Source organism: Chitinophaga sp. G7 BAM 1005, assembly GCF_057126945.1.
In genome coordinates this window covers 40,048-61,672 of the sequence record NZ_CP181478.1, presented here as the reverse complement: position 1 = coordinate 61,672, position 21,625 = coordinate 40,048, and the positions used below count along the sequence as shown (strand labels likewise).

Annotated in this window: 17 protein-coding genes; 14 read left to right on the top strand and 3 right to left on the bottom strand. The window is 47.3% G+C overall.

The features are described from left to right. Positions 1-155: 155 nt before the first annotated feature. Complete coding sequence (locus tag ACMXI2_RS00275) at positions 156-911, top strand: DUF4184 family protein (protein ID WP_483779749.1); 756 nt, start codon at positions 156-158, stop codon at positions 909-911. On the opposite strand, the gene ACMXI2_RS00270 is transcribed toward ACMXI2_RS00275, so the two are convergent. Beyond that, on the bottom strand, positions 887-1,561 hold the full coding sequence (locus ACMXI2_RS00270; protein ID WP_483779748.1) for an SMI1/KNR4 family protein: 675 nt from the start codon (positions 1,559-1,561) through the stop codon (positions 887-889). The genes ACMXI2_RS00275 and ACMXI2_RS00270 overlap by 25 nt on opposite strands. A 36-nt stretch (positions 1,562-1,597) precedes the next feature. Here ACMXI2_RS00270 and ACMXI2_RS00265 point away from each other — a divergent pair, with 36 nt between their 5' ends. The 8 genes from ACMXI2_RS00265 (at position 1,598) to ACMXI2_RS00230 (ending at position 15,810) form a co-directional block, all read left to right on the top strand. Then, complete coding sequence (locus tag ACMXI2_RS00265) at positions 1,598-2,128, top strand: DUF1697 domain-containing protein (RefSeq protein WP_483779747.1); 531 nt, start codon at positions 1,598-1,600, stop codon at positions 2,126-2,128. A gap of 74 nt (positions 2,129-2,202) precedes the next feature. Beyond that, the gene (locus ACMXI2_RS00260) at positions 2,203-2,676 is read left to right on the top strand and encodes an RNA polymerase sigma factor (RefSeq protein ID WP_483779746.1); all 474 of its coding nucleotides are present in this window, start codon (positions 2,203-2,205) and stop codon (positions 2,674-2,676) included. 4 nt (positions 2,677-2,680) lie between these two features. Continuing rightward, positions 2,681-3,211 (top strand): hypothetical protein, encoded by a 531-nt coding sequence (locus ACMXI2_RS00255; protein WP_483779745.1) that lies wholly within the window; start codon positions 2,681-2,683, stop codon positions 3,209-3,211. 98 nt (positions 3,212-3,309) lie between these two features. Then, the gene (locus ACMXI2_RS00250; protein ID WP_483779744.1) at positions 3,310-7,317 is read left to right on the top strand and encodes a hybrid sensor histidine kinase/response regulator; all 4,008 of its coding nucleotides are present in this window, start codon (positions 3,310-3,312) and stop codon (positions 7,315-7,317) included. Positions 7,318-7,550: 233 nt separating this feature from the next. Next, on the top strand, positions 7,551-10,670 hold the full coding sequence (locus ACMXI2_RS00245) for a SusC/RagA family TonB-linked outer membrane protein (RefSeq protein ID WP_483779743.1): 3,120 nt from the start codon (positions 7,551-7,553) through the stop codon (positions 10,668-10,670). Positions 10,671-10,688: 18 nt separating this feature from the next. After that, entirely contained in the window at positions 10,689-12,362 is a 1,674-nt protein-coding gene (locus tag ACMXI2_RS00240; protein ID WP_483779742.1) for a RagB/SusD family nutrient uptake outer membrane protein, read from the top strand. A gap of 119 nt (positions 12,363-12,481) precedes the next feature. Then, positions 12,482-14,008, top strand: a complete 1,527-nt coding sequence (locus tag ACMXI2_RS00235; protein ID WP_483779741.1) for a glycoside hydrolase — start codon at positions 12,482-12,484, stop codon at positions 14,006-14,008. After that, the gene (locus tag ACMXI2_RS00230; protein ID WP_483779740.1) at positions 14,005-15,810 is read left to right on the top strand and encodes a glycoside hydrolase family 35 protein; all 1,806 of its coding nucleotides are present in this window, start codon (positions 14,005-14,007) and stop codon (positions 15,808-15,810) included. The genes ACMXI2_RS00235 and ACMXI2_RS00230 overlap by 4 nt, the downstream gene beginning before the upstream one ends. Positions 15,811-15,921: 111 nt before the next feature. Here the strand turns inward: ACMXI2_RS00230 and ACMXI2_RS00225 are convergent, their stop codons facing one another. Next, entirely contained in the window at positions 15,922-16,836 is a 915-nt protein-coding gene (locus ACMXI2_RS00225) for an SAM hydrolase/SAM-dependent halogenase family protein (protein ID WP_483779739.1), read from the bottom strand. An 85-nt stretch (positions 16,837-16,921) separates the two neighbouring features. Between ACMXI2_RS00225 and ACMXI2_RS00220 the strand changes: the two genes are divergently transcribed. The 3 genes from ACMXI2_RS00220 (at position 16,922) to ACMXI2_RS00210 (ending at position 19,548) form a co-directional block, all read left to right on the top strand. Then, positions 16,922-17,743 (top strand): DUF6597 domain-containing transcriptional factor, encoded by an 822-nt coding sequence (locus ACMXI2_RS00220; RefSeq protein WP_483779738.1) that lies wholly within the window; start codon positions 16,922-16,924, stop codon positions 17,741-17,743. Between the two features lie 60 nt (positions 17,744-17,803). Continuing rightward, the gene (locus ACMXI2_RS00215) at positions 17,804-18,346 is read left to right on the top strand and encodes a GNAT family N-acetyltransferase (RefSeq protein WP_483779737.1); all 543 of its coding nucleotides are present in this window, start codon (positions 17,804-17,806) and stop codon (positions 18,344-18,346) included. 104 nt (positions 18,347-18,450) lie between these two features. Continuing rightward, positions 18,451-19,548 carry an acyltransferase family protein gene (locus ACMXI2_RS00210; RefSeq protein ID WP_483779736.1) on the top strand — a complete coding sequence of 366 codons (1,098 nt, stop codon included), beginning with the start codon at positions 18,451-18,453 and terminating at the stop codon, positions 19,546-19,548. Positions 19,549-19,560: 12 nt separating this feature from the next. On the opposite strand, the gene ACMXI2_RS00205 is transcribed toward ACMXI2_RS00210, so the two are convergent. Beyond that, complete coding sequence (locus tag ACMXI2_RS00205) at positions 19,561-20,457, bottom strand: alpha/beta hydrolase (protein WP_483779735.1); 897 nt, start codon at positions 20,455-20,457, stop codon at positions 19,561-19,563. Positions 20,458-20,761: 304 nt separating this feature from the next. Here ACMXI2_RS00205 and ACMXI2_RS00200 point away from each other — a divergent pair, with 304 nt between their 5' ends. Continuing rightward, complete coding sequence (locus tag ACMXI2_RS00200) at positions 20,762-21,235, top strand: carboxymuconolactone decarboxylase family protein (protein WP_483779734.1); 474 nt, start codon at positions 20,762-20,764, stop codon at positions 21,233-21,235. A 35-nt stretch (positions 21,236-21,270) separates the two neighbouring features. Next, positions 21,271-21,609 carry a YciI family protein gene (locus ACMXI2_RS00195; protein WP_483779733.1) on the top strand — a complete coding sequence of 113 codons (339 nt, stop codon included), beginning with the start codon at positions 21,271-21,273 and terminating at the stop codon, positions 21,607-21,609. Positions 21,610-21,625: the final 16 nt, after the last annotated feature.

The window sequence follows — 21,625 nt, the reverse complement described above, 5'->3', positions numbered from 1 at the left end:
TGTTTTTTATGTTTTCAAAGACCCAATAAAAATAAGTGTAAATCACAGCAATGGCGTTGGACATTTTACCGGAAATGATGGACGATTATAACATTAACATTTCCTTACCAGATTTATTAAAATTCAATTAAATTTATTAGACAATTTTCCCGAAGATGCCATTTACGATATCACATGCAGCCATAGTTGTTCCCTTTACAAATACCTCCCGCAAATACCTGTCAGCAACCGGTTTAATCATCGGCAGTATGGTACCCGACTTTCTTTATTTCATTTTACTGAATCCTTACTTCAGTGGCGGACATCAGTGGTGGGGAATTTTCGTATATGATATACCGTTAGCCCTGCTCCTCGCATATGTTTATCATATCATTGTAAAACCGGTAGTGCTTCCTTACCTCCCTGCATGGACCAGTGACCGGCTCCATCTGTTCAGGCCGTTTAACTGGGATACTTATTTCCGCGAACATTACGGCGTAGTAATCTATTCTATTATACTGGGCATACTCACACATTTCTTCCTTGATGCGTTTACGCATCAAGAAGGCGGATTTGTGTCATATATACACTTTTTACAAAAAGATGTTATTATACTGCATCATCCTATGAAAATGTGGTACCTGATGCAATACCTCACTTCTGTAACCGGGTTACTGGCGATGTTATACTTCTTTCTGAAACTGCCACGGGTAAACAATCTTCCGAAAGTATCACTGCAGCTGAAAGCACGCTTCTGGATTACGGTAGCCGTCATAAGCGGATTGGTGTTACTGGTAAATGAATACTTTCACCATGTCAACTGTAAGGGCATGGATTACCTGGCTACCATGCTGGGCGGCGTTTTCTACGGACTTTTATTTACCGTGGGATGGTATTGGTGGGTTACTTATTCGTCACGGTCCATGCGGTAACTCCATTCCATGCAAAGTGTATCCATGATGGCCTGATACTTTTCTTCCCGGCTGGCGCCGATATAAATACCATTCACCTGCCCGTTCTGCTCAGTGGTAAGCACAAGGATATCTTCATAATCGTTGGTAAAGAAACGCAGCAATTGGTTGGAAATACCGGTTTGTTCCTGCCAGTGCGTGATAACAGCGGCGATACGTTCCGGCGTCAGGTCTTCTTCCAGATCGGTGAAGGCCGTGTATGGGAGTCCGCCCAGTGCGCCGTTCCACCAGGCCATTGATAGTAAAAAGTGTTCGGTTGTATTGGCGTCTGTAAACCACTCCACCCTGGCGCTGTCGTATGTACCATATACCGGCGGGTCCGGTAATGTGAGATCTGCTTTGGCAATGCCCCACAGTACCACTGCCTGATTCTCTTCATAAAAAACCAGGTGACCATCTTCCGAAAAACCAATTTCTCCCAGGGAAGTTAAACGGTTAAAACTATCGTTCACCATTTTGTTTTTACCTATAGCAAGATAGTATTGGCGCAGGGCCGCCGGCAATTGAAGCTGTAAGCGGGCTTCCAGTGCGGCTATTTCTGCGGCTGTATACCCGTGATTGGCATCTTCCGGTAAGTTGTATAATTTGTGGATGATTTGTAGATAGTGCATGATAAAACAAACATACAAAGTAAAGTTGAAAACCACATGACCAGATACGTTGCATTTTTAAGAGCGGTGAATGTTGGAAAACGAACCGTTAAAATGGAAGACCTGCGCCGGCAGCTGGATGCGGCAGGCTTTAAAAATGTAACCACCTATATCCAGAGTGGTAATGTAATGTTTGAATCCGGTAGCAATAATACCGCGGCGCTGTCTGCAAAAATAGAAAAGCTGTTGCTGGCTACCTATGGCTTTGAGGCACCCACCATTATCCGGTCGGTATCCGAACTGGAAAATGTTGTAAAACATACCCCGTTCCCCGGCGTTGTTCCGGATAAAACCACGCAGGTGTACATCACTTTCCTGTCCGGCAATGCCGGCGCACATGCTGCATCCGTAATCACCTCGCTGCAATCGGCCGCAGAAACCCTGCATATGAAAGACCGGGAAGTATATACCCTGATCCATAAAAACCTGGAAGCAAAACCCCTCGATGTAATTTCCCGGCTGGAAAAAAAGCTCGGACTTCCCTGCACCACCCGCAACTGGGCTACGGTGAATAAGGTGATCTGGTAGCCGGATCAACATTTTTCCTGGTGAAAGTGTAAGTTTTTTCCGCATACTGCAACTAACCCTGATAAATAAACTGCATGGACAAACCCGTATTTCTCGATACAATACAGCAGCACCAGGGCATCCTGCATAAGTTGTGCCGCCTGTACCGCGACAGCCGGGAAGACAGGGAAGATCTGTTTCAGGAGATGATCTATCAGCTTTGGAAATCGTTTCCTTCTTTTGAAGGCAATGCCCGCATCAGTACCTGGATTTACCGGGTGGCACTCAATACCGCGCTGGCCGGTTTCCGCCGCAAGAAACCCGATATCACCTATACCGATAGCTTACCGGAACTGCCCGACAGCGCCAATGATGCGGCATCTGCACAACAGGAACAACTTTTTGCCGCGCTCAAGCAACTGAGCGATGCAGAAAAAGCCATCATCGCGTTGTACCTGGGCGATATGAGCTACCAGGAAATTGCCGACATCATCGGGATCGATGAAAATTATGTAGGCGTAAAACTCAACAGGATTAAAAATAAGATCAAAAATATTTTAAAATTATAAACACATGGATCCTCTAAAATCAGTATGGGACAACGCTCCCACCCCTAACCGGGACATTTCCGCCATTATCGGCAAACATACTTCTCCCGTATTAAAAGATATCAGGAAACAGGTAATACTGGAAGCCATCGGGTACAGTATTTTCCTGGTGGTATACTATGATTTTTTTGACGGCGATAAAAAGCCATTTTACCTGAACGGGCTGCTCGTAATTTCGGTGTTGTGTATGCTGGCGCAAAGCGTTACCGGTTATGTATTGGCCCGTCGCCCTGCCGTGGAATATAACCTCCTGGAGAGTATGCGAAAAAAACTGTACAACATCAGAAAGTATGCAGTGATTTCCATCTTCACAAAAATCCTTGCCTTTGCGGGTATCTTTGCGTTCTTTCTGGTAAGCATTCGCTGGACGCAGCAAAAGTACCTGATACTGATTCCACTTGTTATCATTATGGCTGTACAGGCGTATATCCATTGGAAAATATGGGTGGGAAGAATTTACCGGATAAGGCAAACGGTGGAAGAGTTAAACCGGTAAGAAGATTTGGTGGTGATAATCTCTGGCAGAAATAATAGCTTTATGGCTGTTAAAATGAGCCTATGCACCATGTGAGGAAAATTTGTTTTATTTTATTATTGTTAGGAATAATAACGGGAGATAGCTTCGCTATTGGCTATCCCATCAGGTACCTGGGTATAGAGGACGGTCTTTCCAACAACGCCGTTACCAGCGTATACCAGGACCACAAAGGCTTTATGTGGTTTGGTACATACGATGGACTGAACAGGTTTGACGGTTATAAATTCAGGATCTACCGGAATAAAATTAATGACAGCAGTTCCCTTGTGGATAATGGCGTGTATACCCTGGCAGATGATATCCATCACCAGCTGTGGGTAGGCGGGCGTAGAGGCGTATGTGTATTCAACCCGGTGAGTGAAAAATTCACATTGCCGCGCTACCTGCCCCTTCACAGCAACACTTCCCGGATCATCAGCGAAAATATCCATACCATCAGATCAGACGAAGCCGGCAACATTTTAATCGGCACCGAAAAAAGCGGGCTATTATTGTTTAACAGCCGGCAGTCTGCCGGTAAACAGATCCCCTTAGCAACGGATCGCGGCGATATTACCGATTACGAAGTAACCGCCATTGAATTCAGTGGTACTGCGGCCTGGGTATTTGTGCAACATGTAGGCTTGTGTAAATATGATATTGCCAGGCAACAGTTAACCATGATCAGCAGGGATATCATCAGGGGCAACTGCCTGACGGCAGACCAGGCCGGCAACATCTGGCTGGGCACCGATGCAGGGGTATTCCGCTACGTTCCCTCCTCCGGCAGGTATTCGGAGAATGTACTGCCGGTAAACAGTAAGGTGGTGAATCTGTACATTGATACAGACGGGATCATGTGGAGCGCCTCCGACGGTAATGGCATTTACCTGGTGAATACTTCCAACAGTACTGCCAAACCCTTTACTACCGCGGATGAACAACAACTGAGCAGCAATGCCGTGTATTCTATTTATGAAGACCGGCAAGGCCGCAAATGGATCGGCACCCTGCGCGGCGGCATCAACATCGTAGAACCCAAACGCAACCCGTTTGAATTAAATATGCCCAACAGGGATCCGGTTGCCCGCGTAGTGGATAATTTCATTTTTTCTTTTTGTGAAGACAACCACAAAAACATCTGGATAGGCACTGATGGCGGCGGTCTCAAATACTGGAACAGGGAAAACAATACCTGGACCACCTATAAACATACCAGCAACGGTAAAACGGGTATCAGCAGCAACTTTATTACCTCCATTATCCAGGATGCCCAACAGGACCTGTGGATTTCTACCTGGTTTGGCGGCATAAACAGGTATAACACCTCCACCAGCACTTTTGAACACTTTGTGTGTTTTAATCCCTACACCCGCACCGCCGAAAATAATGTATGGACCGTGTATGAGGACCGGCAGCAACAACTTTGGGCCAGCACCACCAACAACGGTACCCTGTACCGGTTTAACCGGCAGCAAAACCGTTTCGAACTTTTCGACAGCAGTCTTGTGAACCTGCAATGCCTGGCCGAAGACCAGGATGGTCAGCTGTGGGGAGGCAACTATTCCACCCTTATCCGGATAGACCGCGACCGGAAACAGCACCGGCGTTTTAACATCGGTTATACTGTGCGCTCCATTCACCAGGATCAGAACGGAACGTTTTGGGTAGGCACTGACGGCGGCGGATTATTGAATTTTGATCGTAAAAACGGAAATTATACACGATTTACCACCTCAGAAGGGCTTCCCAGCAACTCCATACTGCGGATGCTGGAAGATAAAACCGGCAACCTGTGGCTCAGCACTTTCAATGGGTTATCGAGGTTTGACCCAAAGAAAAAGAACTTCCGCAACTTTTCTGCCTCCGATGGACTCCAGAGTAACCAGTTCAGTTTCAACGCCGCACTGAAGTTACAATCCGGTGAGTTGCTGTTTGGCGGAATCAAAGGATTCAATATTTTTTACCCGGATAGTATCTATTCCCAAACCACTATCCCACCGGTTTTATTAACCGCTGTTAAAATTAATAATACTTCTGTGACTGACCTGGATCAATATGTATCCAAACGGAGCCAGGAAGAGATCCGGGAAATTACCGTGCCTTACAACAAGGCTACCATTGCATTTGACTTTGTAGCGCTGGAATATACCTTACCGGATAAAATCAGTTATGCGTACCGCCTGCAGGGGTGGGATAATAACTGGAACTATGTAGGGCAAACCAGAACCGCCAACTATACCCACCTGCAGGAAGGCAGCTACGTTTTTGAGATCAAAGCCAGCAACGCCGACGGTGTATGGGGCAATGCCATACATACTATATCTGTGGTGGTATTACCGCCGTGGTACAGAACCTGGTGGGCTTATCTCCTGTACATCAGCACTATCATGGCCGCTGTTTATGCATACACCCGGTATAAGGCGCGGGAGGAACGGTTAAAATATGAGATAAAACTGGCGCACCTTGAAAATGAAAAAGAGAAAGAGTTGAATGAGAAGAAATTGTCCTTCTTCACCAATATTTCCCATGAATTCCGTACACCGCTTACGCTGATCATTACCCCGCTGAAGGAGCTGCTGCAAAATAAAGAATACCCCGACCTGAATGTGGTATACCGCAATGCACGGCGCCTGCTTAGCCTGGTGGATCAGCTCCTCCTGTTCCGCAAGGCCGACCGGGAGGGCGATCAGCTGAACCTGTCCCGGCTAGATATTGTATACCTGTGTAAAGAAGTGTATCAATGTTTTTCCCAGCAGGCCAGGATGAAACAGATCGACTACCGCTTTGAGTGCCGGGATGCCCAACTGGAAATATATGGCGATAGCGAGAAGCTGGAAATTGCCGTATTTAATCTTCTTTCCAATGCGTTTAAATTCACCCCGGAAAACGGCAGTATCATTTTTGAAGTAACCAGCAACGACGAGCATGTTACCATTATTATAAAAGACAGCGGCTGTGGCATTGAAGGCAGCGCCGGCAACCGGATCTTCGAAAAATTCCAGCGGGCGCAGAACCAGAAAGAGTCGCTGCAAACAGGCTTTGGTATTGGGCTTTACCTGGTAAAGCGCTTCATCGACAGTCATCATGGCAGTATTACCTACCAGAGCGAGGTAAACAAAGGCACCGCTTTTCACATTACCCTGAAAAAAGGAAGCCGGCATTTTGCCGGGGTGCTGTTAAGGGAAGATGCCCCACAGAAATCTGCTTTCCTGGAAGAACTAACCACTGTTGCCACCTTGCCTCCGCCGGAAGTCCGTGAGGCCGAAGGCACTACCACCACCATTACAGAAAAAAAATCGATCCTGCTGATCGACGATCATGATGAAATACGGCAATATCTCCGGCAGCTGTTCAAAGACAGGTTCATTGTATATGAGGCTGATAATGGCACCAGTGGGTTTGCCGCGGTACAGAAATTTATGCCCGACCTGGTGATCAGCGACATCCAGATGCAGGGTATGGACGGGGTGGAGCTATGCAGCAAAATTAAACAAACAGACACCGTGAGCCACATCCCGGTGATCCTGCTTACCGGGTCTTCCGCGTCGGATACGCGGCTCCGCGGCCTTGAAGGCGGCGCCGATGACTATATTACCAAGCCATTTGACAAAGACTTGCTGATGGCCAAAGTGAATAACATCATCAAGAACCGTAACCTGCTGCAGCAATATTTCTTTGACCGTATCACGCTCAAAAACAGTAACATTAAAGTACCCGCCGAATACCAGGACTTCCTGAAGCGGTGCATAGAAATTATTGAAGACAACCTGGAAAATGAGGAATTCTCCATTAAAAAGTTCACCCTCGAAATCGGGATGAGTCATTCCAGTTTATATAAAAAGGTAAAATCCATTTCTGGTCAAACCATTAATTCCTTCATCCGGTCCATTCGTCTCCGGAAGGCGGCCGTTTTGCTGCTCAAGGAAAACTACACCATTACACAGGCAGCCATGCAGGTGGGCATTGGCGATGTGAAATACTTCCGCGAACAGTTTGTAAAGCTGTTTGGAATGAACCCTTCCGATTATGTAAAGAAATACCGCCATTCTTTTAACCGGGACTTTAATGTAACTGAAAACTAAGGGGTAAATTCCTGTATTTAGCCGTGGTTGGCACTTTAGGAATATCGGGAACAAAGCTCCGGGTAGAAATACCCCTGTGATATTTTACGATTTTACCCCCTTTTTTAAATGATTTACCCCCTCTATGATGTCTGCCCGGCATAGTACATTGCGGGTATCATGAAAAGATGTGTGCATCTTCCATGCAACCAAAATGAGTATTCCACTCTTCCAATTCATTAAATTATTGCGTTATGAAACAACTTCAATCCGGAACGGACCATCAGTTTGTCCTATTACGGCGCCAACCTTTCCTTCAACTTATGCTGGTATTTACCTTATTACTGATAGGAATGAGTGTGCAGGCACAACAAACTCCTATTACGGGAAAAGTAACCGATGCCGGTGAACCTGTTCCCGGTGTTACAGTACGTGTAAAAAATAAAGCTACCGGTACACTGACAGATGCAGACGGTAAATTTTCGCTCAGCGCCGTGCCGGGCGATACCCTGATATTCAACCACATCGCTTATGAAGCGATGACGGTGCCTGTAAAGAACCTCTCTCCCTTAAAAATAGCACTGACCTCACTGAGCAAAAGTGTAAATGAGGTGGTGGTAGTAGGATATGGCACTCAAAAGAAAGCTACGCTGACTGGCTCCATCTCTGTGGTAAAAGGGGCTGATATTGTGCAGAGTCCACAGCCGAACGTATCCAATGCCCTCACCGGCCGCTTTTCCGGGATCATTGCCAACAACCGCTCCGGCGAACCAGGACAAGATGGTTCCCGCATCACTATCCGCGGACTGGCCACCACCGGCAATAACGATGTGTTGATGGTAATAGATGGCGTACCCGGACAAATAGGCGGTTTGGAACGACTGGACCCCAACGATATTGAAAGCATATCGATATTGAAAGACGCATCTGCAGCAGTTTACGGCAGCAGGGCCGCCAATGGCGTAATGCTGATCACCACCAAACGGGGTAAAACCGGCAAACCGGTGATCAATTACAGCTTTAACCAGGGATTTTCATCTCCAAGCCGGTTGCCTAAAATGGCCGATGCTGCCACCTATGCACAGATCAGGAATGAAATCCAGTATTATAATAACCCTGCCGGCGGTATGAACCAGTTTTATACCGACGAGCAACTCCAGAAATTCCGCGATGGCTCGGACCCCGTGAATTATCCTAACACCGACTGGCAGGCAGCTACCCTGAAGAAAGTGGCTACCCAGAATCAACACAGTCTTTCCGTAAACGGCGGTGGTGAAAACGTACGGTACTATGTTTCACTCGGTATGATTGGCCAGAATGGATTGTATAAAAACGGGGTGACCAAATACAACCAGTATAATTTCCGGTCAAATATAGATGCAGATGTTACCAAAAGATTGAAGGTAAGCCTGTATTTATCCGGCAGAGAGGAAGACCGCCTTTACCCAACTACCAGCGCAGACAACATCTTCAGGGGTATTTACCGCGCTTATCCAACGGTGCTGGACAGGTATCCGAACGGATTGCCTACCACCGGTATTGAAAACAATAACCCGGTGATGCAGGTAACTGACGCCGGCGGTACTGCCCGCAACCCTACGCAGGTATTCAATGGTATCCTGAAAGGATCGTACGCTGTACCAGGTGTGGAAGGGTTGTCGCTGGACGGATTTTTATCGGCCGACAAATCCTGGAGCTCCAATAAAAGCTTCAGCACTCCTTATAAAGTGTACACCTTTAACCAGGCTACCCAATCGTACGATAAAACAGTGGTAGGCGGTTCCAATGGACTGGCTTCACTTGCACAGCAGCAGCGGAATATGTCGCTGATCACCAGCAATATTAAACTGAACTTTACCCGTCGTTTTGGTCAGCATAACGTAACGGCCCTTGTGGGTTACGAGCAAAGCAAAACCAACCAGGATACACTGGGCGCGTCGCGCTTAAACTTCCCGACGCCGCAAACGCCTGAGATGTCGCAGGGAGGATCTGCCGCCACCGACAAAAATAATTCCGGCACCAGTTACAGCTTCACCAGGAAAAGTTATTTCGGCAGAATTGCCTACGACTATATGGAAAAATACCTGCTGGAAGTACAGGCCCGTTATGACGGTTCCTCTATTTTCCCGAAAGGTGAGCAGTATGGCTTCTTCCCTTCCGTATCTGCCGGATGGCGCGTTTCAAAAGAAGAGTGGTTTAAAAACGTGAGTTTTATTAATGATCTGAAACTGCGTGGTTCCTATGGCACACTGGGTAATGACAACGTAGGTTTATTCCAGTATTTCGATAACTATTCTTTCGTAAACCAATACGTGATCGGCGGCCAGATCATCCCGGGTATTGATCTTACCAAACTGGGCAACCCGTATATTACCTGGGAGATTGCCCGGAAAATGGACCTGGGTTTCAATATGGCTTTCCTGCAACACTTTAACCTGGAGTTCATTTACTTCCAGCAGAAGCGTTCCAAGATCCTTACTCAGCGGAATGCGTCGCTGCCCCAATCTTCCGGTATTGTGAATCCATACGATCCTGCTACTCCGCTGGTACCGGCCGAAAATATCGGCAAGGTAAACAGCAATGGTATAGAAGCTACCCTGGGTTATGACAACACTACCAGCGGCGGCTTTCACTATAACATTTCCGGTAACATTACCTATGCTAAGAACGAGATCATCTTTATAGACGAAGCCCCCGGCACACTGCCCTATCAGCGGAAAACCGGCGGCCCTATGAACAATTACCTGTTGTATGATGTGATCGGCATATTCCGGACTGCTGATGACCTGAATAAACACACACACCTGCCGGGTGCACAACTGGGAGATCTGATCTACCGGGATGTGAATGGTGACGGACAAATTAATGCAGATGACCAGGTGAGAACAAAGTACGGCAACATTCCTGAAATCACTTATGGTATTATACTCGGCGGTGATTATAAAGGATTTGATGTATCGGTGTTATTGGCCGGACAGTCGCATGTAAGTCAATATGTATTACCTGAATCCGGTACTATTGGTAACTATTACAGCAGCTGGGCAGATAACCGCTGGAGCCCAACCAATACCGGCGGTTCTTATCCGAGAGTAGATGAACGCGCGTCCGCTTCCGTAAATGGCGGCCGTTACCAAAATAATTTCTGGCTTAACAACGCGTCCTTCCTGCGATTAAAAAATGTATCACTCGGTTACACCTTCAAATCGGACATTCTGTCCCGCATCAACATCGGCAGTTTGAGAGTATATGCCAACGCATTTAACCTTTTCACCATTACCAAAGTAAAAGATTATGATCCGGAAGGTAGCAGCGAAAACGGGCAGTTTTACCCACAACAGCGGATCATCAATGTTGGTGCAAATGTTAGATTCTAAACCAGAAAAAAAACAGTTATGAAAACAACACACTTTATATACACTTTAACTTTAGCTGCTGCGGGATTATTTTCCTCCTGCAAGCAGGACTACCTGAATATTACGCCTACCGACCGTATCCTGGGCGACGCCGTACTGGGTGATTCCTCCCTGTTTCAGAACTATGTGATTAACCGGTACCTGAGCATTAAATTACAGGATAAAGAAGGAGAAGGTACTAACCCCGGTTTTGGAAGAGGCTTTGAATACGGCCTGTGGAGCTCCATCACCGACGAATCCATTTACAATAACGACGACAATACCTGGGTGATCCAACAAGGGCAAATTGCACCGGAAAATACAGGTATTGCCGGTACCATATGGGGAAGAAGTTATCGCAGTATCCGGGAATGTAATTACGCACTGAATAACATTGACAGTGTAGAAATGAGCGCCACGCTGCGTAAAAAGCTGACTGCTGAATTACGTTTTATCCGCGCGTTCCGGTATCATGACCTGATCCGCAACTATGGCGGCGTGGTGATGATGGGTGACAAAGAGTACCAGCTCACCGACAACCTCACCGACCCTGCTTTATTTAAAAGAGCCACGCTGCAGGAATCTATGAATTATGCTGTGAGTGAACTCACCGCCGCAGCAGCAGACCTGCCGGCTATCAATGACGCCAGCTGGAAATCCGGCAGGGCTACACAGGGCGCTGCACTGGCGCTGAAAGCACGCCTGTTATTATATGCTGCAAGTCCGCTGTATAACGTTGGCACCTGGCAGGCAGCCGCCACAGCAGCCAAAGCGGTGATGGACCTGTCGAGGTATACACTGGCAACAAACTACAGCCAGCTATTCCTGAAAGCGGATAACAATGAAATCATTTTCGCACGGCAATATGCCATAGGCGCCCGCCATGTATGCCTGGAAATATCCAATGGCGCCAATGGCTACGGCGGATGGGCGGGTAATACACCGTTGCAGAATATGGTAGATGCATATGAAATGAAGAATGGTAAACTGATTACAGATCCAACTTCCGGCTATAATCCGCAAAACCCTTATGTGAACAGGGATGCCCGCTTCTACGCCACTATTCTTTATAACGGCGCACCATACAGGGGATCTACCGTGCAAACATTTTCTCCCGGTGGAAAAGATGGAAAGGATGGTCCTTCCAACTGGAACTCCACCAAAACAGGTTACTATCTCCGCAAATTTATGGACGACAATAACCCGATCGATAATCCCTGGGACGTAGCCGGATTACAGCCCTGGATCTATTTGCGTTATGCAGAAATATTGCTGAACTACGCAGAAGCACAAAATGAAGCCGTAGGGCCCGATGCCAGCGTATATGCCGCAGTTAACCAGATCCGGCAACGTGCCAGCGTACAGCAACCGGCATTGACACCCGGCCTGAGTAAAGACCAGATGCGGGACGCTATTCATCGCGAAAGACAAATAGAACTGGCGTTTGAAGAACATCGCTTCTACGATGTACGGCGCTGGAAAACAGCTATTGTAACAGACAATGTGCCAGCATATGGCGTAGACGTTTCTGTTAATGGCAGCGGCGTATATACGTATACAAGAAAAGTAGCGCTTTCCGGCAGGTTGTTCGCCGAAAAAAATTACTGGCTACCAATTCCGAGAACAGAAATACTGTCTTCCAACGGGCAGCTGGAGCAGAACAAGGGCTATTAAACACTCATCCGCTTCACACAAAGCTGCTGTGTAGCTTGCCGGTTGTCATAATTGAAAAATATTTAACGGGCATTTTACTACTTTCCGGCGGCTTTGTGTGAAGCAAAGCGTTTAGGAACATGAAAAAAATCATTTGCTCACTGCCACTGTGCTTTGTGCTGCATACTGCATCATCTCAACAAAGTAACAGCAACGTTATCCAGGTAAACATCGACCTACATAAAACCGCGCAAACGATCCGCAACTTCGCGGCTTCAGATGCGTGGGCGGGGCAGTTTACCGGCAACTGGCCGGATACCAAACGGAACCAGATAGCCGACTGGCTGTTTAGTACCGACACTACTGCCAATGGCCAGCCCAAAGGCATTGGCTTATCGATGTGGCGTTTTAATATTGGCGCCGGCAGTGCAGAGCAGGGAGATAACAGTGGTATTAAAGATGAATGGCGGCGCGCAGAATCTTTCCTGCAGCCGGATCATACGTACAACTGGAAAAAACAATCCGGCCAGCTCTGGTTTTTACAGGCCGCGAAACAACGCGGCGTTACAGATTTCCTGGGTTTCCTGAATAGTCCGCCAGTGGCGTTTACGCGCAACGGCAAAGCCTTTGCAGATAAAGGACAAAGCAATCTTTCACCGGATAACTATTCCGCTGCTGCCGTTTTTTTGAAAGAAGTAGTACTGGGAATACGTTTAGCCGCGGGCGTTAGCCTCAACTATATCAGCCCGGTGAATGAACCACAGTGGGATTGGAGCGATGGCGGACAGGAAGGCTGCCCCTATAACAACGAACAGATGGCCGGCTTCACAAAAGCTATCAGCAAAACTTTCAGCGAAGCAAAGCTGCCGGTTAAAATACTGATTACAGAAGCAGGAAAAATAAATTACCTGTATGCCCTGGAAGACAAGCCAGACAAAGGCTCACAGATAAACGCCTTCTTTAATCCACGCAGCAGTACGTATGTAGGCAATCTGCCCAATGTGTACAAAGGAATTGCGGCACATAGTTACTTTACCACTTCCCCCCAAGATACGGCCACCACTATACGAAAACGGCTGCATACCGCATTGAACGGATTGGAATTCTGGCAATCCGAATATTGTATCCTGGGAGATAATGCCGGAGAAATAAACGGCTCCGGTGTAGACCTGGGCATGGATGCAGCGCTTTATATGGCGCGTGTAATCCACTCCGACCTCACCATCGCCAATGCTGCTGCCTGGCAGTGGTGGCTCGCCATTTCTCCTTACAATTATAAAGATGGATTGATTTATATAGATAAAGATAAATCAGACGGGCAGCTGCGCGATACCAAAATGATGTGGGTGTTAGGTAACTATAGCCGGTTTATAAGGCCCGGCGCTACAAGGGTTCAGGCAGAGATGAGCGACAGCACAGCATTGAAAGACCTCTATCTGTCTGCTTATAAAAACAAAGATAATACCCTCCGGATAGTAGTGATTAATAACGGCCGCACTGCCGCCAATGCCAGCATCCACTGCAAGGGATTGAAAGCAGGCAGTATGCGCAGCTATACCACCAGCGCAGCCGAAAATCTGCAACCAGGCTATATTTCCGGAAACATCATTCATATTCCGCCACGGTCAGTAGTTACATTGACAGGTAACCTAAGCAATAAACAATGAAAAAACTAAGCGTTGTAATTTTAATGGTATTGTGCAGCATACAGTTGTTTGCACAACACACTTTCCAGTTAGGAGATTCTACCTTCCTGCTGGACGGCAAGCCTTTCCAGATGATTTCAGGAGAGATCCATTACCTGCGCGTTCCGCGCGAAAGCTGGCGCGACCGCCTGAAAATGGCGAAGGCAATGGGACTGAACACCATAGGCACCTATGTATTCTGGAACATGCACGAACCTGAAAAAGGGCATTACGATTTTTCCGGCAATAACGATGTAGCTGCCTTTGTAAAAATAGCACAGGAAGAAGGGTTGTGGGTGGTATTGCGCCCCAGTCCGTACGCCTGCGCAGAATGGGAATTTGGCGGATATCCTTACTGGCTGCAGCATATAAAGGGCCTTGAAGTGCGTAGTAAGGAACCGCAATACCTCGCAGCTTATAATAATTATATCAGGGCAGTTGGGAAACAATTGTCGGGCTTACAGGTAAATCATGGCGGTAACATCCTGATGGTGCAGATAGAAAATGAGTATGGTTCTTATTCCAATGATAAAAGTTACCTGGACATTAACCGGAAGATGTTTATTGACGCGGGTTTTGACGGACTACTCTATACCTGCGATCCGGCTGCTGATGTAGCCAAAGGTCATTTGCCCGGTTTGCTGCCCGCAGTAAACGGGATAGATGATCCGCAAAAAGTAAAACAGCTGGTAAGGGAAAACCATAATGGCAAAGGACCTTTTTATATTGCGGAATGGTACCCTGCATGGTTTGATTCCTGGGGGCAAAAGCACCATACCATTCCCTATGAAAACTTCCTCGACAGGTTGGATCGTGTACTCGCAGCAGGCATTTCCATCAACATGTATATGTTTCACGGCGGCACTACCCGCGGCTATATGAATGGCGCCAACTATAACGACAAGAGCCCTTATGAGCCGCAGATCAGCAGCTACGACTATGATGCGCCACTGGATGAAGCAGGAAACGCCACGCCCAAATTCATGAAGTTCCGCGAAGTGATAGCCCGGCATCTCCCGGCTGGCGTAACTTTACCGGAAGTACCTGCAAAGAAACCGGTGATCACCACGCCAAAGATCACTTTCGAACGCAGCACTGCGGTTTTCAATAAATTGCCGGCTGCCATTAAAAGCGTAGATCCGTTAACGTTTGAAGATCTGAACCAGGCGTATGGATTTGTGTTATACCGCACCACCATTCCCGGCGGGCACAGTGGCCTGCTGAAAATAAAAGATCTCCGCGACTACGGCCTCGTGTTTGTGAATGGTAAAAGAGTAGCCATCCTGGACCGCCGTTTGGCACAGGACAGCGTGGAGGTAACCCTTCCAGCCGGCACCGTTACCCTGGACATCCTGGTAGAAAATCTGGGACGTATCAACTTTGGCCCTTATCTTCTTAAAAATAAAAAAGGTATTGCCGGCCAGGTATTATTTAACGGCCAGGCCATTCATCAGTGGCAGCAGTTTAAACTTCCCTTTGATGTGCAGCCGGCGGTAAAACCTGCTGCTGCCGGTACCGATGCACCTGTTCTGAAAGAAGGCAGCTTTACATTATCTGCTACCGGCGACACCTACCTGGACATGACGCAGTGGGGTAAAGGCGCCGTTTGGATCAACGGTCATCACCTCGGCAGATACTGGCAGGTAGGTCCGCAACAAACCTTGTATGTACCGGCAGAATGGTTGAAAAAAGGCAGCAATAAAATCACCGTACTGGAACTGATTAAGCCGGCCGCAAACACGCTGCAGGGCATTGATCACGCGATACTGGACGTATTACAATAGCACAAGAATAGTTTGTGAAAAGCTATTGGAACGGACTTCGGTTTCAATAGCTTTTTGCTTTATCTTTATAGGGTGTCCTCTAATCCCACAGCTGCCAATTGATAGAATGATTTATTTTTTGGGAGATAACATTACTTCCACACTCCACTCACTACCGCTTCCGATATGCCAGGTGGCCGCAAAATTGCCCTGGTTCAGTGCAAAAGACAGTTGCAGTAAGCTGTTTAGGTAGCTCAGTGGTTTTCCTTCCGGCACGGCGCCAAAGGTTTGACTATACGGCGCCGCGGTTTGATGTACTTTTTTCCCGTTGTGGAAAAACGTTACCTGCAGTATATCGCCGTATTGAGGATGTAACTGGTTAAGCAGATCAGCGCTGATGTTGGTCCATACGTTACCGTATTGTACATCCAGGACAGAGATGTTCCCTTTCAGTTTTCCATCTTCCAGTACCGCGGCCTGGTATGGTATTTTTACAACCTCTTTGGCTAATACCGGTCCTACTTCTTCAAAGGTAATGGCGCCTGCTGCCAGTCGCGCGCCGGTATAGGCGTATACATCCCTGCCGTGGAAAGTATAAGATTGCTGCGAATCCCTGCGGCGGTTCAGGGCTTCATTAATTTCACGTATTTCCGCGATGCCTTCGGAGGCGGCGATGAGAGTGAGTGTGCCGTTATCCGGTGTTACGATAAAGTGACCACTGTTTGTTTTGAGCACTACCGATTTACGGCTGGTGCCTACGCCTGGGTCTACTACCGATACAAACACGGTGCCTGCAGGCCAGTAGGGAACCGTTTGTTCCAGGCGATAAGCGGCCTCCCATATATTATAGGCGGGAATTTCGTGGGTGAGGTCATATAGTTTCAGATCGAACGATACGCCGGAGGCTACGCCTTTCATGGCGGACACCGCGCCATCTTTCAAACCAAAGTCCGATTGAAAAACCACTATTTTATTTTGTGCAAATCCGGTACTGATAGTTAATAACAATGCCAGGCTGCTGATAAAACGGTGTAATGCAATTCTCATGGGGAACTAATTAGTCTCCAAATTTAGTGGCTTATCATGAAATCATTAAAAATTCTTAACTTGAATATAATTCATCAGTCCTAAAATGAAGTACCAGGAACTACCACCGCCATCATATCTGAAAAACCACGTCCGTTATTTCTGGACGCTGGAGAGTGATGATGTTGCCCACGTGCCTAAAATTCTCGGGCCAATGGCAGATGGTTGTCCGGGGTTAATTCTCCAGCAGTCTGATAATGGTACTTTCTACCAGGAAAACAAAGAGTTACCCGATTTGCTGTTATATGGTCAAACGACAAAGTATACCGAGCTGCATGTAACGGGTAGCATCTGTTCAATTGGGGTATGTTGTTATCCGCATGCGTTGAAATCTGTTTTTGGTTTGAATGCCGATGAGTTAACCAATTCCTGTTTAGACCTGGATATACTGGCAGCTACGAGGGATTTTTACCTGGCAGAAAGATTAGGCAACACTCCTTCCTTAACGGAGAAGATCGCCATCATTTCCGCTTTTCTATTTAAGCAGATCAATGAACACAGCACGTCTTCAGATGAGGTTACACACTTTGCATTATCACAGATCATTGCATCCGGCGGCAGTATTGCATTAAAAGACTTACGGCAGCAGTTGCAGTTAACGGAAAGAAGTTTTGAGCGCCGGTTTAAACAGGGCGTTGGCATCTCTCCCAAATTATTTTCCCGGATATGCCGTTTTCAGCATTCCTTAAAGCAGTTAAAAAGTAATAACTACAGTAAGTTGTCTGATATTGCCTTTGAGCATGACTATGCTGATCAGTCCCACTACATCAGGGCCTTCAAAGAGTTTGCGGGCTTCTCTCCTTACCAGTATCAGAAAAAATCCAACGAAGCAGAAGCAGGAAGTAATTTCCTGTTGATGACCAGATAAAAATTCCCGTTTTTGTTCTTTTCAATAGTTCCGTTAAATTCGGCGCCAAATGACACGTGTATGGAGATTTTCGCATCTACTCCCCGGTTGATTTTAAGGGAACTGATACCTGCTGATGCCGCCGGCATGTTTGAACTGGATTCAGACGAAGCGGTGCATTTATACCTGGGCAACAAGCCGGTTCGCACTATAGAAGAATCGCGGGAGGTCATTCAGTTTATCCGGCAGCAATACCGGGAGAATGGCATTGGCAGATGGGCTGTAATAGAAAAAGATACCAACCGCTTTGTGGGATGGGCGGGGTTAAAACTGGTAAAAGAACCTACCAACGGCCATGTTAACTACTATGACCTCGGCTACCGTTTTATAAAGAAATACTGGGGGAAAGGATACGCGACGGAGTGCGCACATGCCTGCCTGGACTACGGTTTTAACCAGCTCCGGCTGGAAAATATTTATGCCATTGCCGATGTAAAAAACGATGCGTCGAAGCGTGTTTTAGAGAAGGCCGGCTTTAGCCTGGATGGCACTTTTTACGAGGACCAAACAATGCTTAACTGGTTTACAATCAGCCGGGAAGCGTGGAACAGCGCACGTAAGTAACAAGAGGATACTGACTGAAGTGTAATTACAGCCGCCCGGTTTAACTTGCTTTACACAAAAGTGACCGGTGTTGCCATCCTTTACCCTCAATCAGTATCCCTTTTATGAAGATTAACAGCATACAGTTATTAAGGGCAGTAGCAGTTATCCTCGTGGTACATGTACATGCCATCGACTTACAGGAAGCATTCACCGTTTCCCATCAGCAAAAATTTTACTTCCTGGAAAACTTTGGAGCTATTGGCGTGGACCTCTTTTTTGGGATATCGGGGTTTATTATCAGCTATGTGGCCAGTAACTATTTTGGTGCGCGTGATGGCGTGGATTTTCTGAAGAAACGTTTCCTGAGGATCAATCCTATTTATTATGTGGCCAGTGTGTGCTATATGGTATTCTTTTGTTTTTTTGACCAGATGTACCCGATCACGGCTATTCTTTATGGATGGCGGGATACCATTTTTATGTTGCCGCTATTGAATTCGCAGAAGTGGCTGGCGCCTATCCTGGTGGTAGGCTGGTCGCTGAGTTTTGAGTGGTGGTTTTATTTCCTTTTCTTTTTCCTGATCCTGTTCCGTACAAAATATAAAACCTTATTGCTGTTACTTGTTATCCCTGCGCTTGTGGCGGCAGGACAGCTGCTGAAGCCAGCTGATTTCAGGCTTATCTTTTACACCAACCCTATCATGCTGGAGTTCCTTTTCGGGGTGATCATTTTCTGGCTGTACCGCCACGTAAAAGTGGCTACCGGCGTGGCCGGGCTGTTGCTATTGCTGGGCATCGGCGGATACGTTTATAACATTGTGTATGGCTTTGGAAATATTTCTGAACTGAGCAGCGTGACCAGTGGCGCCGGCAGTTTGAAAAGGGTGTTGTTATGGGGCCTGCCGAGTGCGTGTATCCTGGCCGGTTGTATTTTCCTGGAGCAACGGGGTGTTTGGGCAAGGCTCTGGAATAACAAATGGGGGTTACTGATAGGCGATGCTTCGTATTCCATTTACCTGACCCACTATACTTTTTATTATTTCATCGCGCAGATATATGCCGCCACCGGTTACTTCATGAATGCCGACCTTTCTGTTGTCGTGCATATGGTACTGGCGGTGGCGGCAGGCATTTTCTTCTACTACAAAGTAGAACGGCCGCTGATCAAGCTGCTGCATTCGCGGCCTGCTGCGCAACCTGTTCATACGGCTATGCCATGATTTAATATCAGCTCAGGGGGTGTTGGGGATCCAGCCCCCTCTTTTCATCCACCACACCATAGGGTCCAGCCATTCGTTTACGGGTAATCGTTGGGTGAAGCCGTGGTTGCCGGTGGGATAGAGATGCAGTTCAGCGGGAATGCCTCCTCTCAACATGGCCTGGTAAAAGGCGATACTGTTATTTACATTCACCACGGCATCATCGCTGGTATGCGTGATATAGGCCGGCGGCGTATTATTGTTCACCCATTCTTCGTTGGAAAAGAAGGCAATTTTTTCTTTGGAGGGCTCATTTCCTATCAGGTTGATGCTTGATCCCTGATGTGCCAGGTCTTTATTCATGCTGATCACGGGGTATACCAGGATCATAAAATCCGGGCGCAGATCGGTGTTTTCCTTATTGGGTACATAGCTCCTGCCGCTGTGTGTGCCCAGCGTGGAGGCCACGTGTCCGCCGGCGGAGTAGCCCGCGATCCCTATTTTATGCGGATCCAGCCCCCATTCCGCGGCATTCATCCGTACCAGTTTAATGGCCTGCTGCGCATCCTGGAGGGGTCCCATGCTTTTATCCCGCATGGTGGCATCTGAAGGCAGCCGGTATTTTACCACGAAGGCGGTAACTCCCTTTGTAATGAAGGCTTCTGCTATTTTGGTGCCTTCTTCCGCAAAGGCCAGGAAGGCGTATGCGCCGCCGGGGAAGATGATCACCGCCGCCCCGTTGGGCTTTTCGGGCTTATAGATGGTGATCGTGGGGGCATCTGCCGGTGCAGTTTTCCCGATACTGTTGGGAATAGAGTCCTTGTATAAAGGTCTTATTTCCTGGGCTTTTACGGATATAGCGGTAAATGGCAGCACCAAAACAAAAAGGGCCAGCATTTTTCCGATGCGCGGATAATAGTGTAGAATCATTCGTCAAAAGAAAAATTTCCGGCCCGCTGGAGTGTTTTGCAATTGTGAAAGCGGGCGTGATTAACAATTGATTCACTAAAATTATTCCCCTTCGGTTGCCGCCGGCAGGTACCGCCCCGGCACACAAACATCAAAAGGATGGTCAACAGCAGCACTTTACTACCGGGCAGATGCGTTAAAACCCGCTCCTCATCTCCCTGAAAAATATTTTAAAAAAATTTCCGGGAAGATGTCCAATTTTCTTTTTCCCGATCCTTATTGGTGTATAAACGAACAAATTCATCACCAATTAAATTTATAAAACATGCAACAGAGAATCAATCTTCTTACAAAAGGAGCAAACGCAGTAAAAGCATTATATGGAGTAGGTGCGTATCTTGCAGGATCATCCATTGAAAAGTCCCTGCAGCATTTAATTTACTTCCGGGTATCTCAGATGAATGGTTGCGCATTTTGCCTGGATATGCACTCCAAAGATGCACGTGCAGAAGGAGAAACAGAGCAGCGTATTTATATGCTGGCAGGCTGGAGAGAAGCTACTGTGTATACTGATCGGGAGCGGGCAGCCTTTGCCTGGGCAGAAGCAGTAACCAGGCTCACCAACGGCGACGTACCGGACGAAGTATATAACCAGGTACGTCAGCAGTTTTCAGAGGAAGAAATTGTAGACCTGACAATAGCAGTTACTACCATTAACAGTTATAACCGTCTTAACGTTGCCTTCCGCACCTCTGCAGGAAGTTACAAGCCAGGGATGTTTGCCGCCAAAGCAAATTAATTCATATATTCCACCACGATTTAAATTATAAAGAGATGAAAGAATTCTTATTGTTATTTCGCCAGTCTGATTATGCCTACCGCGAATTATCTGCGGAAGACTTCCAGGCGCTGATGAAGAAGTGGCAGGATTGGACAGGCGGTATTGCGGCACAGGGCAAACTGGTGAGTAATGGCCGTCGCCTTTCTACGGAAGGAAAAGTATTAAAAGCAGGAGGCGTTATTACGGATGGGCCGTTTGTAGAAATCAGGGAACGGCTGGGCGGTTTCCTGGTAGTGCAGGCCGATACGCTGGAAGAGGCTACCACATTGGCTCATGGCTGCCCGGTGCTGGACGCTAAAGGCTGTGTGGAAGTCAGGGAAATAGTTTCGTAACCGGTATCAGGGGAAA